This is a genomic window from Brevundimonas sp. SL161, assembly GCF_049896985.1.
Lineage (GTDB): Bacteria > Pseudomonadota > Alphaproteobacteria > Caulobacterales > Caulobacteraceae > Brevundimonas.
In genome coordinates, this window is sequence record NZ_JAFCVJ010000014.1 from 16653 (window position 1) to 31353 (window position 14701).

Sequence of the window (14701 nt, forward strand, 5' to 3'; positions counted from 1 at the left end):
ACCATGCCGTATTGATGGATCCTCGCCCTCTGTTCGGACGTCGGCGGAACTGGCCGTGCGTGGGCAGATCTGAGCGCTTCCGGTGCCGTTGTGGTCACCGGGTCGCTGTTGTGAGCTTCACGCGGAACTCTAGCCAGGGCGACGGTCCTGTCCCTCTCGCTACGATCAGCCTCTGGTTCTGATGAGCTACGTCAAACTCGAGAACCGTCCGGTGACTTGGTGGCGCACACGCGCGAACACCATCGGCCAGATGATCGACCAAGGCTGGGTTGTCTGGTCTGTCTGCAACAGATGCTTTCTCGTCATGCCAGCGGATCTGGAGTGGTTCGCCTATCGGCTGGGTGAAGGCGAAACCCTGTGGAACCGGCATCCTGCGTGCCGGCGGTTCGGATGCACCGGGTTCGTTTCGTTCCATGGCACCCCGCCCGAGATCAATCGTTGCATGGAGTTGAAGGCGGCTTGGCCGGCGGAGTGGTCTGACGCCGCTCAGCCTAACGTTCCGCCGCGACGGCCTCCGGAAGCTCGAACACCGCCGCTGGAAGATCCAGCCGCTCCCGAAGCGACACGGCGATACCGATGATGACAATGACTCCACAACCACCGTGCGTCATGTCAGATTCAGCCGATGACTGAGGACGATCCTCAACCCGGTGACGAGCACATCGGGTTCACCGAGTTCATGGAGCGGACCGGAGTAGCTGAGCAGTTCATGGTCAAGGTCAGGGCGAACTACGGCTGATGTGCAATCTGTATCGTATGCGGTCAGGTCCCGGTGACATTCTCGCAGTCGCGCGCGCCATGACGAGCGACGTCGGCAATCTTGAGCCCCGCGACACCTATCCCGACTATCCGGCCCCCATCGTGCGACACGATGAGGCTGGTGAGCGAGTTCTGACGACGGCGCGCTGGGGACTCCCCTCGTCCATGAAGGCGATATTCGACGCCGCAACGAAGCGGGCGGACAAGCTGCGTGCCAAAGGCAAAGAGGTCGATTTCCCGAAGCTGCTAGAACTTGAGCCGGACAGCGGCACGACAAATGTCCGCAACACAGCCAGCAGTCACTGGAAACCGTGGTTAGGCCCTGCGCACCGATGTCTGGTGCCCTTCACGGCGTTCAGCGAACCGGGGCGCGAGAACGGCGTCTACAAGCCGGTCTGGTTCAGCCTGCCTGGTGACGATCCACTCGCCTTCTTCGCCGGCATCCATCTCCGCGACCACACCTCCGTCAGGAAGATCAAGACGGGCGTCGAAACCTGCGACCTGTTTGCCTTCCTGACCACCGAGCCGAGTGAGCCGGTGAAGTCGGTCCACCCGAAGGCGATGCCTGTCATCATCACCACCGAGGAAGAGCGAGACGTCTGGATGCGTGCGCCGTGGGACGAGGCGAAGGCCCTTCAGCGAGCGCCGCCGGATGATGCGCTCACGATTCTTTGACAGGGGATGTTGAGTGCACGAAGGGATGTCAGGATCCACCGCATGATCTGGTCACCAGACATCGACATCATCGCCGGCGGCCTAGGCATAAGCTTCGCCCTGTGGAGCATCCGACGACGACAACTTGGCAAGCCAATGCATCCGGATGCGGCCAAGGTCGACGGGTGGCTATTAGTCTTTGCCGCCGCCTTGGTGTGCATCGGGGTAGCGCGCTGGCCGGGGTAGCGATGCTTCGAGGTTTTCGCCCAAAACGAGAGCATCCGCATGGACTCTCGCTGAAATAGTGGCGTAGCGTTGCCGCAGCTCACTGGAGGGTGAGCGATAATATGCCTGGGAGGGCACCCATAATGAAGATCCGCAACACGCTGGCGCTATGCGCCGCGTCCGCAGTCGCGTTCGCCTCGAGCGCCTGCACCACGACCGAGAAGGTCAACGTCATGCAGCCTGGAGATCAGGCGATGACATGCGCCGCGCTACGCGCTGAGTTCGTCAAACTGGACGAGATCAAGGCCGATGGTCAGAGCGACCAAGGGGTCAACGGCGCCAACGTGGCGGCCGTCCTCTTCTTCTGGCCAGCAGCGGTCGGCAACTATATGTCAGCGCGTGATGCGCTGGCTGTCGCCGAGCGTCGGCACAGCCATCTGATGACCATCTACGACAGCAAGCAGTGCGACAACCCGGCGAACGCGAACCTGTCGTTCATGGTGCCGAGCAGCTTGCTAGGCCCAATCGAGCGGAGCGTTGGCGTTTCACACTAACTCCACCCCGACAAGACAGCGCCGGCCTCTTCGCGGGGGCCGGCGTTTCGTGTGCCTTCCCGCGAGGAGCTACTTGCGCGGCTGAAAAGCCCGACCGCGATTGCCGATCATCACCCAGCCTGCATTCGTCGGCTCATAACCGCCCTTCGCTTTCGCTACTGCCAGCCCCAGAACTGCCAACTCTGGCCCTCGGCTATCGTTGGCCATGCGAGCGGGATCGACCATGTCGAGGAGCGCATCAATGCGTTCGGGGTCGGTCATCATCGTGCGAGGTCTCAGCGAGGGTGGGGAAGAAGCGACGCGCCAGCCGTAGCCTATTGCTCGTTCCAGGGGAGCGGCAATTGACCCGCCTTGAACAGGATCGTGGGGTTCTCATCATCGTCCCTGATCTCCGTGTCGGCTGACGCTGCGAATGCGACGACACCCAGCCGGAGTGGAACGGGACGTTCGGCCTTGCGTCGCGCCTCGTCTGCGGTCTTGCAGCCTTGCTGCTGCCCAGCCTTCAGGCCTTTCCCGCGACCCTGCCCATAGGTCTGAATGGTGTAGACGGTCGCGATGGCCATATGCGACTCCACTGGGTGGTCGCCCTAAGGCACGTGTCGGTTCTCCGACCGGGGTCAAATGACCACTCTCGACCCCTGCGGCGGTTCGGGATGTCTGTTCTCGGGACCGGCGGTGAATGTCCGGTTTCGGGCCTGATGCCAATGTCGTGGTCCGACCCATTGCGGACATAAGAAGCCCGAGTTCGGGTGAATTGCAGAACCCCCGTTCAATGACCAGCGTGCGGCCATTGGGACCGTCGCCAATCGATGATCAGATTGCGTCCAGCGCTCGCCTGAGGCTGGCTCCGATCTCCTCGGCCTTCGCCTGCAAACCCGGGTTTTGGATCGCCGACATCGAGGCGACAGGATCGACCGCAGCGATCTCGCTGCCGCCTCCGCTGGCTCGCTGTTGGACGATGACATTGCACGGTAGCATCACGCCGACCTTGTCTTCCTGCAGGAGCGCTTCATACGCCGCCTTCGGATTGCATGCGCCAAGGATCATGTAGGGCCGGAAGTCGAGGTCCAGCTTCTGCTTGAACGTGTTGGTGACGTCGATTTCGGTGATGATCCCGAAGCCTTGCTCTTTCAAAGCCTCGCGTGTGCGTGCGACGGCCTCCGCGAACGGGAGATCGCTGGTCTTGCTGTAGTAGTAGGTCATGGAGGGCTCCTTTCCGTCTTAAACCATCAGGGGGCCTCGACGTTGCGAGCCGGCATGTAGATCGCAACCATAAACGGGCGTGGTGGTCGGCCTCAGTTTGCCCGGGCACTTGGGCCAAAGCCGCCGCATCTGACGCTCCCGGCACACTTCGCCGGGCGATTTGAACCAACGATCCCGACGTTCGTTCAAAGGGCGGCCGAGCACGGCCGCAGCCACCGCGTTCCGGACGTCCCGTTCGACTGGCAGTTGGCTTGATCCAGAGGATCCAACCCATGTTCAACGTCACCGATCGGCCCGTCAGGCGGACCGCGCTTGCTTTTTCGACGCTTTCCCTGTTCGCGGCCGCCGGGTGTGCCGCCACCGCATCGGACACCGGCATGGCGATGCAGGATCGACCGATGTCCGGCATGAGCATGCCACAGTCAGGCGCGAACAGCGGCATGATGGGCCAAGGGCACGCGATGCCGCAGGGCATGAGCATGCCGCAAGCCGCCTCCAGCAGCGGGATGATGGGGCAGGATCACGCGATGCCGCCGGGAATGAACATGCCTCGGACAGTCTTCTCCGAGGCCGAGATGGGCATGCACCGCGACATGATGATGGCGACGGACGTGAACACCCAGCGCACCTGGGCCAGGAAGATGATCGCTCACCATCGAGGGGCCATCGCGATGTCGCAGGTTCTGCTGCGAAGCGACGCGACGGACGTCGAAGCCCGCAGGATGGCTCAGGCGGTAGTTGATACCGTGACGCCGGAGATCGCCGAACTCGAAGGGTGGCTTGAGCGTCACCCGGGCTGATGTTTCGGCGGCGGCGCGGCGTAGGTTCGAGTCCCTCTGCCGCCGCCGCCTGAACACGCCAAGCTGCCCGCTTACCGCTGCGGCCGTTTGCCGTTGTCGCGGTAATGGGCACTCTGGCCCCACCGTCGTTCATGTGACGTAGCCGACGCGCCTAGCCAGGAGCGCGCGACGACCAGTGGATGTGGTGGATGCGCCAGCCGTCGGCGTGGCGCTTCAGGACCATGCTCTCGGTCGTCAGGCGATCCACGGGGCGATTGTTAACCTGACCCGTCGTTCGGCCTTCGCTGGTGATCCAGGCGATGTCGCCGTCCGCCCAGCCCGACCGCCGTTCCACCATGGACTCTGATGCCGCCGCGAAAGCGGCGTCCGAACCCAGGTGATGGGACGCATATTCGTCGCGCGATCGCTCGGCGTAGCCCTCTTCGAAGATCATCACATCCGGGGCCATCAGGGCGACGGCGGCGGCCGTGTCGCCGGCCTTCAATGCGGCGTGGAAAGCGTCGACGGCCACCGCCGCGCCCGCTGCCTCTTCGGCGACCGAGCCTGCGGCGTGGTCAGGGCCGTGGGCGTGGTCCTGGGCGAAGGCCGGCATCGCTGAGAGGACGGCGATCGCCAAGGCGAGGGCAAGAGGTCTGCGGGACATGGCGGGCTCCGGGTTGCGGGATCTGAATGGATGAGCGTGGCCTGCGTCAGGCCGGCTGGTTGTGGCGAGCGAACACGCGGGAGGTGCCCGCCGGGAGCACCAGAAGGGTATCAAAGGCATCCTTGTGCCCCTGCGGAGTCTCCATGCCGGGAGAGCCTAGCGGCATGGCCGGGACGGCGAGACCGATTGCCGACGGCCGTTCGTTCAGCAGACGGATGACGTCCGGCGCCGGGACGTGGCCTTCAACGAGATAGCCATTGATCAGTCCGGTGTGACACGAGGCCAGCGCATCCGGAAAACCTCTGGCGATCCGGATCGGTCGGAGATCGGGAAGGACAGTGACCGTGACAACAAATCCAGCCTCGCGCATGTGCGCGATCCAACCATCGCAGCACGGGCAGGTCGGCGTCTTGTAGACGACGAGGTCGCGCGGCTGACGCGACTGGGCGCAAGCCGCTCCGCTCGACCCGACAAGTAGGGCGGCTCCCAACAGCAGACGACGGTTCAGTGTTGCGGGCGTCAAAACGGCTCTCCTTGATCGCTGTGAACGGAACGTTTGGCCTCGACGGGATCGACGGGCCTCGGCGTCATCCACTCCCGGAGCCACCGTCGGCCCGGCTGCTCAACGAAGACATGGATGGCTGCGGCGGCGGCGAGCGTCAACATCAGCAGGGCCGTCAACTCACCCACGCCCATACGGTAGTCCCCGGGCCAGCCGGCGAGCGCCTGCGCCGCGTTGCGCCATACCATCAGGATCGGGATGTGGACGAGATAGAGGGCGAACGAGGCCTCACCTGCAAACAGGATGACGCGATGGGACAGAAAGGTCCGCACGCCCGCCTTCGCCAGGAGCGCGAGCGCCAGGATGAAGGGTCCGGCCGCCGCCACGATGACGCGGTCATCAGCGCCGAACTGCATCAGGGAGAGCAGCGCGACCGAGGTCGCCAACGCACCCATGACAGACACGCGCGGCGACGGCACCCAGCGCTGACCGAGATAGTAAAGACCGACGCCGTAGAGAAACTCCGGGATAATCCGCAGGACGCCCATGCTGTCCTCGGCCCGAGGGAGCACGCGCCCGAACTGAGCGCGGTAGATAGCGTCCAGCACGACGAACGATATCGCGGCGAGGCCGATGATGACCCAAGGTCTGGTCCGCAGCCGGAAAGCCAGGGCGGCGTAGGCCGGGAATGCCAGGTAGGCGAACCACTCCGCCGACAGCGACCAAGCCGGCCCATTCCAGAGCGCCAAAGTCTCGCGCGGAAACCAGGCCTGGACAAGCAGCAGAGTGCCGACGAAGTCGGCGGCATTGAACCGGCCGTGTTCCAAGCCGATCCCGAGCAGGGGCGCTGCCAGCACCAGCCCGAGCATGGTCAGAAGGATGAACAGGTGGGCCGGATAAATCCGTGCGAATCGCGCGGCCAAGAACTGCCGGTAGTTCACCGTCCCGTCTCCCTGCAGTTAGACGTGGGTCAGGACGAAGCCCGACAGGATGAAAAACACATCCGCCGCCAGACGCGCGCGGTTCAGCAGTGCCCCGTCCCCCGGCAAGGTCCACTGAAGCTGGTAGTGAAACAGGACGACCCCCAAGGCGAGAAAGAACCTCACGCCGGTGAGCGGATCGAGCACGTCGGGAAAAGGAACTCGTGAGGGACGGCGACTGTCTGTCACTTCACTCCCCCCGAGCGAGCGGCCAACCGGCTTTGCGGTGGTCGAGCCGGCCGCCTTTATTGGTGATGGCTCATTGCGGGTGCAGCGGGCGCGGGTTCCTCAGCCCCAGGAGTGGGCACCGGAGCTGGAGCGGGTTCTGCCTTCATCTTGTCACAGCAGGACATCGCGGCGTCGGCCGCCATGTCCTTGCAGCACGCGCAGCCCTCGGCTGCGAGCGCCGCGCCAGCACTCAGGGTCAGGATCGCGCCGGCTGCCGCCAGCAGGTTGGAAACTTTCATCACCATTCTCCCTAGTGAACCATGAAGCTGCTGGAGCCTGACATCTTGTGGCCGTCGGCACCCTCGGCGGCCCAGGCGGCCGTCCAGGTTCCGGGTGCAAGGCGCGGCAATGCCACGCCAACGGTCGCGGCGGCGGGCGAAGCGGGCGCCGTCAAGACAATGGGTGCCTGACCCTCGGCAGTCAGGGTCACAGTCTTGAGCAACATCGGGTGCGGGAAGGTCGCGGAGAACCGTTCGGGTGAACCCGAGAACATGGCACCGTCAGCGGGGACCGTGATGATGCCGGACTGCGGCGTCGCAGCCTGGGCCTGCGTGTGGTGGCCGGCATGGGGGCCCTGTGCGGCGGCGGTTCCGGCGAGGGCCAGTGCGGTGGTGACGGCGAGCGTGCGGATCATGGGGTAGTCTCCTTCAACAAGAGCCAGCCTTTGGGCCAACGACGAAGCGGGTGTCTTAAGACTCTGCGTATCGACCTTCTATACGCGATGGCCGAGCGCGCCCCTCAGGAAAGGCGATCGCGACCGAAGGCATCATGAGCCAAAAAGGGGCACCTCCGCGGAAAAGTCCAATCAGCGGCTGACTTCGCGCATTCACCCGGTCCGCCGTTGGTGCGCTGATGCGGCATCAGGCCACAGGCGCTGCAGACGTCGATCATCTGGATTTCCCGCTCCTGAGCCGTGATCACATCCCGGGCGAGGGCTCGCGCCTGGGCGTCTTTGCCATGCGCAAGTTCGACCCGCGCCATTGCGATAGCGGCCTGGTGGTGCCCCCGCATCTGTTTCATGAAGTCGATGTCCGCGTCTCCGACGAAGGCGGGCATCTGTCCAAGCAGTGAAGCGAGTGCTGGACACAAGCCGAGGTCCGATTTCACCCTGATACGGTGCGCGTCTCCGAGAAGGGTAAGGTCCGCTTTCCACCCGTTTGAGACGTCCAGGACGTCCGCTTTGCGGCGCTCAGCTGCCGATATTGAGATTTGGGCAGAAGGGCATGTGTCTAGGACCGGCAACTTGCCCCGCCCCTGATCAGGGAGGGCCCGCCGGTCGTAGGGGCTTCTCGTTGCCGCAGCGGACAAGCTCGTCGAACTACAAAGACTTACCCCCTCAAAATCTGCCCCAGGAGACCGATACATCTTTCCGGGCAGTCGTGTCCGATAAAGATCGACTTGGCGCTCCAGCGCCCCTCCAAGTAGCGGGAAGCGGCATTCTTCGACTGTCTCGGCACCCGGTCCATCTCCGTCGATCAATATCCCACTCCGACCAAGTCCAGCAGCCCCGGATAGCCGAACCTCCGGATCGTTGCGTCGATCGCTGAACAGAGGTCGCGACGGACATCCGCCATGCCCTCGACGCTTGCTATCGTGGGCATGCGCATGTTGATCGCCGAGCTGGAAAGCGGGATGATCCGCTGGATGGCGCGCGCAATAAGGCTCCGCGCGAGCTTGTCTTCGCTGGTCGCCTGAGCCCCACCGATCATGGCCGCCACATTCCGTGACGGGTCGATCAACCAGGGTGTTCTCACTCCTCGTTTGATCGTCCATCCCTGCTTCCGGAGGTAGGCGGTGGCTTTCAAGAGGCTACGCTCAGACGGAATCTCAAGCCCATGAAAGCCGCGTGCCAGGCGGTCCCGATGGTCGAACATCCGGAGACCTGCGCTCGCGCTGATCGGTTGAAGGTCAGAACGAGGTGCTCCGAACTGTGACGCTGGGTTCAACGGGCGCTGAACAAGTGCCAGCAATCCGGCGAGCCCGACTTGGTTCAGGGCGTCGCGAATCCGGCCAATGACGAACTCTTTGGCTTTAATGAAGCCGTTCCCTGCGACCCGCCGGTTCTTCGCCTCAATGCAGCTCACTGTAAGCCGATGAAGCCTTTGGACCCGGGATGAGAGAGCTTCAGCCAACAGGTTCATCGCATGCTCGTCGAAAGATCGGATGTTTGATCCCGACATGAAGCGACGAAACTCTGGCCCCGGACGGATCCGATATGGCGTCTGATGGGGACCGGATGCATCGATCTCCCAGGGCAGCAGAAGTAGGTCGGAAAGCGCTTTGAGGAGGGTAGGCTGAGTCAGCCGAGCGCGCGCACGCGCGCGACGTTCATCGGAAGCATTGGTCAAAGGGAAGGCCGGGGTTGGGATGAGGTAGGTGCCGGCAGTGAAGCCGGGTGAGGTATCCCTAGAGAGGTCTCTCCAACGTGCTGATTGTAGCCGAAGCTCGATGAACAAGCGAGGCCGAACTCCGGAGATCAGGCGAACGTCCTGGCTCCGGGATCAGTCGCGCTCTTGCGCGACCCCGGAGCTTGGACGGACGCTTCGCGCCGAAGGCGCGAGCTTCAAATGATTTTCGTTAAGTTCATATATTTTGAATCCACTACATGAATAACTACTACCTGTATCAAGAGACGCGGGCGAGTGACAGAAAATCTGCGCAAGTCAAGCTAAATTCTCCATTCCGGAACTAACTCGGCATCAGCCGATATATTGAGGCCCTTCCGACGCCGAGCTTCTTGGCGATCGCTGTTGCACCCAGACCATCCGCCTTCAGCCTTGCGATCTCGCCGGGGTCGATCGAAGTGGGTCTGCCGCGATAACGACCCTCGGCCTTCGCCTTCTGGATGCCCTCCATCTGACGCTCCCGACGGAGGTCGGTCTCGAACTCAGCCACTGCCGCGAGCATGTTCAGCATCAGCCGACCGCCGGAGGTGGACGTGTCAATCGCGCCTTGCTGGATGGCCTTGAACTCCACCCCTTTCGCCTGGAGCCGGTCGATGATGTCGCGCAGGTCGGACATTGAGCGGGCGAGGCGATCGAGGCGGGTGACCACGAACGTGTCGCCATCTCTGACGTAGTCCAGTGCGGCGGCGAGCTGGACGCGACCCTGCTGGCTCGTTCCGCTGACCTTCTCCTCGAACAGCTTGGTGCACCCGGCGGCTCGCAGTTGCTCAGCCTGGACTTCCAAGGATTGCCCGGTCGACGAGACCCTTCCGTAGCCGATGGTCGCCATTCGATACTCCTGTCTCGATTAGGTCTAGACCATACACCGGGACTGTATCGGAAGTCGGGATATAACCCATACGAGACGCACCTTCCCGTCTCACGGCGACGCCTCGCCGGGTATACTCATCGGAGACGGTTTGAAAGAACGAGCAGCGCTCCGCGCGGCGGTTCAATAAGCCTCGCTCGCGGCCAGTCGCACGGGCGGAAGGCGGACTCTTCAAACGTCGCCTAAGGGGGGACGTGACCTTCGCCTGAACGGGACCGGGGGCGGCTCAGCGCCAACAGCAGACGTTGGCCGTCATCCCGAGAGTTGACCGCCGGTAGCCACGACCTCAACCACTACAGCTCCGACTAGCCGCGAGACCCGCGACGAAGTAGGTATCGATCGGCTTCCTTTGCACGCTGCCGATCCATGCCCAGCCCATCCAACAGAGACGAGTTCACCCAGGGCACCAAACGGAAGCTCGAGCGTCGCGCTTGCATGCGCTGCAGCAATCCCGAATGTCGTCGCCAGACCCTAGCGCCGACCTCCACGGGCGAGGGATTCATCCAGAAGGGGGTCGCGTCACACATCGAAGCGGCCTCCCCTCTGGGACCCCGCTTTAGGGATGACATGACCCGGGAGGAGCGACGCAGCGAGGCGAATGGGATCTGGCTCTGCCAGGACTGCGGCAAGGTCGTCGACTCCAATGATTCGAAGTTCACCGTGACCGAGCTGCACGACTGGAAGCGCCGGTCAGACGAAGACCTGTGGCGGAGCGTCGTTCACAACATCCCCTACGAAGCGGGCATGACACCGACCGCTAACGAGCTGCGTTTGCGCCTCCGCGCCGCTGCCGTGGCCGACCTAGAAACCTTCAAGCAGAATCCGAAATGGCCCCGGTCAGAGGTTCCGCTGACCCTAATGCTGGAGCGGCTGGACGAGCCCCTCACCACCCGCTCGCTCGCGGAGGCGCTGACTACATTTGACGATCTCGTGCTAATCGCGCCCCCGGGCATGGGAAAGACGTCCACACTATTCCAAGTCGCCGATCAGGTCGTGCGGACTGGCACAGGCGTTCCGTTGTTCGTTTCGCTGGGCGACTGGGCAACCGGAGCGGATGACCTGCTCGCCTCGGTGTTGAACCGCGCGGCCTTCTCTGCCGTCAGCCTATCGGACCTTCGCAGCGTGATCGAGGGAACGGGTGTCGTGCTGCTCCTCGACGGCTGGAACGAACTGGACGCAAAGGCGCGAGCCCGCGCCGCCAGCCAGGTGGAACAGCTCGGCCGGGAGTTGCCCCAGTTAGCGCTGATCGTCTCGACCCGGAAGGAAGCCCGGAATGTGCCCTTCTCCGGAACGGTGGTCGAACTCCTTCCCCTGGGCGACGACCAGCAGCTGGCAATCGCCCGGGCGATTCGGGGCGAAGACGGCGAAAAGCTCGTCGACCAAGCCTGGCGGACGCCAGGCGTGCGGGATCTCATCACCATCCCGCTCTATCTGACCGCGCTTCTCGATCTACCGCCCGGCGAGCCGTTCCCGCGAACGAAGGAAGAGGTCCTCAGCCGCTTTATCGTCGCGCATGAGGCAGACCCGAAGCATTCCGTGGCCCTGGCTCCCGTCGTGGGCGGCTTCCAGCAGACCTATCTGGAAAATCTCTCGAACGCCCTGACCGCGAGCGCCAGCACCGCCGTCACCCTGGCGGAGGCCCGAACGATCGTAAATGGCTCGACCCAGGCCCTGATCGCGGAAAGCCAACTATCGAGCGTTATCGCCCAGCCCAACGAGATCCTAGCCGGTCTTGTGAGCGACCATATACTGGTCGTTCAGGCGGGCACGGGTGCCTATTCGTTTCAGCACCAGCAGTTCCAAGAGTGGTATGCCTCGCACGAGGCCGAACGCCGGATGCGGGCGGCCGTCGGGGATCCGATCGCGCGTCACAGGCTCAAGACGGACATCCTTGACCAGCGCCCCTGGACCGAGGCCATCCTGTTCGCCGTCGAGCGGGCGTCCCGAGGCGACGCCGCCCGGAAGACGGCTGTGGCGGACGCCATCCTCGCCGCCTTCGAGGTCGATCCGCTTCTGGCCGCTGAGATGATCTACCGCGCCACCGACGCGGTCTGGACGACGGTCGCCAAGCCGATCCGCAGCTTTGTCGACCATTGGCACACGCCGGACCGCTTGGGGCGCGTGGTCGGCTTCATGATCGCGACCGGCCGGCCGGAGTTCGGCGACCTGCTCTGGCCGGTCCTGACCCACGAGGACGACCAAGTGCATCTCGCGGCGCTGCGGATGATCGAGCCGTTCCGTCCGTCCGTCTTCGGCGCGGACGCCGCGGACCGGATCGCTGCCCTGCCTAAGGCCGTCCGACGACACGTCCTCGCTGAAATCGCCGCCAACGGGGGCATGGACGGACTAGATCTGGCTACGGCGATCGCGGTCCGCGATCAGGACGCCGAGGTTCAAGCGACGGTGATAGAGGCCCTAGCCTTCCGGCGCGCCGACCGTCACGTCACCGAAATCCTCCGGACGGCCGGCGACCCCACCTACGACCTCATCGCGCGCAAGGGCCACGTCGGGCTCTTGGAGGATGAGACTGTTCAGGCGCGACAACGCGAGGCCGAGGCGAGACAGGTGCGGGACCAGCCGACGCCGCGCGACACCCTGCACGCGCTGTTGCGGACCGGAGCCAAGATACCGGCAGAAGAGGTCGCCGCCATGGTCGCCGCGATGGACAATGGCACCGACGAAGGCAGCCAGTCGAATCTTCTGCATGAACTGAAAGAGCGCTACCCCGTGGCCCTGGCCGTGGGTCTCCTGCAGCGACTGCGAACAGGAAAGGCCCTGTTCTTCGGGGCGGACGACGTCATTGCGTCCGCGGGGTTCAGCCTCGAGGGGGACGACTTGCTCGAGAAAGCACTCAGCCCGGCGGCTCGGCACGATGACGTGGCCGAGGCGGCGGCGTCGGTCCTAGGCCCTCGCGCGACCGGGGCGTTGGTCGACGCCTATCTCGCCGCAGCGGATCGCGTCCGCCCGGATGGACGTTATGACGAGGCGGCGAGCGCGCGCTTCCTGGCCTTGCGGGATCGGCTGGCCCATACGCCTGGAACCAGCTTGGTCACCGCCCTGGAGGAGCGCGCCGCCACGGTCCCGGACGACAAGATCGTTGACCTCGCGGCCCTCGCCTCACGGAACGATTACGGGCAGGCTGAGCGCGCACGTCCGTTCGGACCGGACGACCGCCAAGCTCTCGGCCGTCTGGCGCAAAACTGGGGCGAGCGCCTTCTCAGGTCGACAACCGCTACCCGATACGCCAAGGCGTCGATCGCCACCCTTATTAGCCAAGTGCCGGCCGCCGACCTGCTGCCGATTCTGCGGGCGCTTCTAGACGACAACATCGCGCGCTACGCGGCCTGTCGTTTGCGGGTCGATCAGGGCGGCAGGCTGGATAAGGATGCTCTTAGGGTCGTTCAGAGCCCCCACTTCCACGAATACCAAGCAGCGTTGGGCGCCATCGACGAACAGGCGGCGCGGGACGTCGCCGCGGACTATCTGACCGACCTCCATTTCGGGGAGTATGCAGCGCGTGTCCTCCTCCAGCACTGGACGCGGGACAATATCCCGAAGACATCTAGAATGTTCGGGGGAGAGGATTTCACGCGGGTCGGAGAACGGCGACAGGCGCGGGATCGTCACCGGAACCTGAGCGCGGAGAGCGCCGACCGCATCTTCGCGGCCATCGACACTCTCCTGAGGTTCCACGGCGACGATCCGAAGGCGCAAGGCCTCGCCGTCTCCCTCGGCACGCTCGGCACCCTGCTGCCGCATGGGAACCGTGATGCGGTGATCGAGAGACTGCTGGATTTGGCGGGCCGCCGAACCAAAGCGCGGTTGATCCTGAGCTTGGTCGTTTCGGGAGAGCGTGTCGCCATATCCCGTGTGGAGGCCGGCATCGGCGAACTGCTGGAAGCGGCCCGGACCGAAACTTGGTTGCTCGACCCTGGCAATCCCTACGAACTGAAGGAGTGGCTCCAGCTGCTTCCCTTCGCCCATCCGCAATCGGAAGTGCCCCGTATCATGGCGACCGTGCCGGCATCGCACAGATCGACACACATTCTGGACAGCCTGATCGGCGCGCTCGGTAGTTCGCCGGAGCCTGGTGCCGAGGAGACCGCCTTCGCCCTTGCGGAGGCAGATCCGTGTCTGTTCGACAATCACACCTGGCGCGCGACCGTGCTGGGATTCGGGACCGCCTCCGCCGCTGTCCGCCTGATCGATTTGATCGTCAGCGAGCAGTTCGACGCCAGATCCGTGAACCAGTGGCGCCTTCAGAGCGACCTCGCCGGGATGATCGCGGATCATCCGATGGCAAGGTTGCACGTCCGGACCCTGCTGGCCGGTGGAATCAAACCCGGTCCCCTTCTCCTTCTGGCGCGCGCCCTCGGCGAGGCCCCCGAGACCGAGGACATTCTGTTCCTGGTGGCGTCAGAGTCGCAGGTTGGCGAGGCCTTGATCGACTGGCGATCGATCGAACGGGCCACAACCGCGCGGATCCCTTCGGAGGACTGGCAGGGTGCCTTCCACGTCGTCCCGGCTCCGGCCGTCGATCTGAGGAAGGCCTTGCTCGCGCTGACATCAGATGGAGGCCCGGACGATCGCGCCGCTCGGTGCCTAAACGACATCGACAAGCTGCGGGACCGCTACGGCGCGCCCGAAACGGAACCTCGCCACCCAGACCTCGCATCAGGAAAGCCGTGGCCAATCTTGACGAAGGAGCCAGACGCCGATCGGGTGGCCTATGCCTGAGCAACCCTCCCATACGCGCTGTAGCTGCGGAAGCTCGCGATGCACGGGCTTTGCCAGAGCATGATGGCGACTAACAGACGCTCCCAACCGCTTTGAGTCAGTTACGGACCTCGACACAAACTCCTCGAAATGTCCGCAACGGG

General features: G+C 64.0%; 17 protein-coding genes. 5 read left to right on the plus strand and 12 right to left on the minus strand.

Going from position 1 to position 14701, the window contains the following annotated elements; translation table 11 throughout:
- Positions 1–738: 738 nt before the first annotated feature.
- The 3 genes from ACP7AU_RS11040 (at position 739) to ACP7AU_RS11050 (ending at position 2192) form a co-directional block, all read left to right on the plus strand.
- Entirely contained in the window at positions 739–1434 is a 696-nt protein-coding gene (locus tag ACP7AU_RS11040) for an SOS response-associated peptidase (protein ID WP_426051437.1), read from the plus strand.
- A gap of 42 nt (positions 1435–1476) precedes the next feature.
- Positions 1477–1659 carry a hypothetical protein gene (locus ACP7AU_RS11045; protein WP_426051438.1) on the plus strand — a complete coding sequence of 61 codons (183 nt, stop codon included), beginning with the start codon at positions 1477–1479 and terminating at the stop codon, positions 1657–1659.
- A gap of 122 nt (positions 1660–1781) precedes the next feature.
- Positions 1782–2192 carry a hypothetical protein gene (locus tag ACP7AU_RS11050; protein ID WP_426051439.1) on the plus strand — a complete coding sequence of 137 codons (411 nt, stop codon included), beginning with the start codon at positions 1782–1784 and terminating at the stop codon, positions 2190–2192.
- Between the two features lie 69 nt (positions 2193–2261).
- On the opposite strand, the gene ACP7AU_RS11055 is transcribed toward ACP7AU_RS11050, so the two are convergent.
- From ACP7AU_RS11055 to ACP7AU_RS11065, 3 genes are all read right to left on the minus strand, one after another.
- On the minus strand, positions 2262–2456 hold the full coding sequence (locus ACP7AU_RS11055) for a hypothetical protein (protein ID WP_426051440.1): 195 nt from the start codon (positions 2454–2456) through the stop codon (positions 2262–2264).
- A 50-nt stretch (positions 2457–2506) separates the two neighbouring features.
- A complete protein-coding gene (locus ACP7AU_RS11060) occupies positions 2507–2755 on the minus strand; it encodes a hypothetical protein (protein WP_426051441.1) in 249 nt (82 codons plus the stop codon).
- 250 nt (positions 2756–3005) lie between these two features.
- Positions 3006–3395, minus strand: a complete 390-nt coding sequence (locus ACP7AU_RS11065; RefSeq protein ID WP_426051442.1) for a DUF302 domain-containing protein — start codon at positions 3393–3395, stop codon at positions 3006–3008.
- A 272-nt stretch (positions 3396–3667) separates the two neighbouring features.
- On the opposite strand from ACP7AU_RS11065, the gene ACP7AU_RS11070 reads away from it, so the two are divergent.
- Positions 3668–4195, plus strand: a complete 528-nt coding sequence (locus ACP7AU_RS11070; protein WP_426051443.1) for a DUF305 domain-containing protein — start codon at positions 3668–3670, stop codon at positions 4193–4195.
- A 151-nt stretch (positions 4196–4346) separates the two neighbouring features.
- Here ACP7AU_RS11070 and ACP7AU_RS11075 read toward each other — a convergent pair whose 3' ends face one another.
- The 9 genes from ACP7AU_RS11075 to ACP7AU_RS11115 form a co-directional block, all read right to left on the minus strand.
- Positions 4347–4838 (minus strand): YybH family protein, encoded by a 492-nt coding sequence (locus ACP7AU_RS11075; protein ID WP_426051444.1) that lies wholly within the window; start codon positions 4836–4838, stop codon positions 4347–4349.
- 46 nt (positions 4839–4884) lie between these two features.
- Positions 4885–5361 carry a DUF411 domain-containing protein gene (locus tag ACP7AU_RS11080; protein WP_426051445.1) on the minus strand — a complete coding sequence of 159 codons (477 nt, stop codon included), beginning with the start codon at positions 5359–5361 and terminating at the stop codon, positions 4885–4887.
- Complete coding sequence (locus ACP7AU_RS11085; RefSeq protein ID WP_426051446.1) at positions 5358–6281, minus strand: acyltransferase family protein; 924 nt, start codon at positions 6279–6281, stop codon at positions 5358–5360. The genes ACP7AU_RS11080 and ACP7AU_RS11085 overlap by 4 nt, the downstream gene beginning before the upstream one ends.
- A gap of 18 nt (positions 6282–6299) precedes the next feature.
- The gene (locus ACP7AU_RS11090; RefSeq protein WP_426051447.1) at positions 6300–6467 is read right to left on the minus strand and encodes a hypothetical protein; all 168 of its coding nucleotides are present in this window, start codon (positions 6465–6467) and stop codon (positions 6300–6302) included.
- Positions 6468–6565: 98 nt separating this feature from the next.
- Complete coding sequence (locus ACP7AU_RS11095; RefSeq protein ID WP_426051448.1) at positions 6566–6787, minus strand: ammonium transporter family protein; 222 nt, start codon at positions 6785–6787, stop codon at positions 6566–6568.
- A gap of 11 nt (positions 6788–6798) precedes the next feature.
- On the minus strand, positions 6799–7182 hold the full coding sequence (locus ACP7AU_RS11100) for a copper resistance CopC family protein (protein WP_426051449.1): 384 nt from the start codon (positions 7180–7182) through the stop codon (positions 6799–6801).
- Positions 7183–7286: 104 nt separating this feature from the next.
- On the minus strand, positions 7287–7913 hold the full coding sequence (locus ACP7AU_RS11105) for a DUF305 domain-containing protein (protein ID WP_426051471.1): 627 nt from the start codon (positions 7911–7913) through the stop codon (positions 7287–7289).
- A 110-nt stretch (positions 7914–8023) separates the two neighbouring features.
- Positions 8024–9004: a hypothetical protein gene (locus ACP7AU_RS11110; RefSeq protein ID WP_426051450.1), complete on the minus strand. Its 981-nt coding sequence runs from the start codon at positions 9002–9004 to the stop codon at positions 8024–8026.
- Between the two features lie 232 nt (positions 9005–9236).
- On the minus strand, positions 9237–9782 hold the full coding sequence (locus tag ACP7AU_RS11115; RefSeq protein ID WP_426051451.1) for a recombinase family protein: 546 nt from the start codon (positions 9780–9782) through the stop codon (positions 9237–9239).
- A 606-nt stretch (positions 9783–10388) separates the two neighbouring features.
- Here ACP7AU_RS11115 and ACP7AU_RS11120 point away from each other — a divergent pair.
- A complete protein-coding gene (locus ACP7AU_RS11120; protein WP_426051452.1) occupies positions 10389–14558 on the plus strand; it encodes a hypothetical protein in 4170 nt (1389 codons plus the stop codon).
- The last annotated feature ends 143 nt before the right edge of the window (positions 14559–14701 follow it).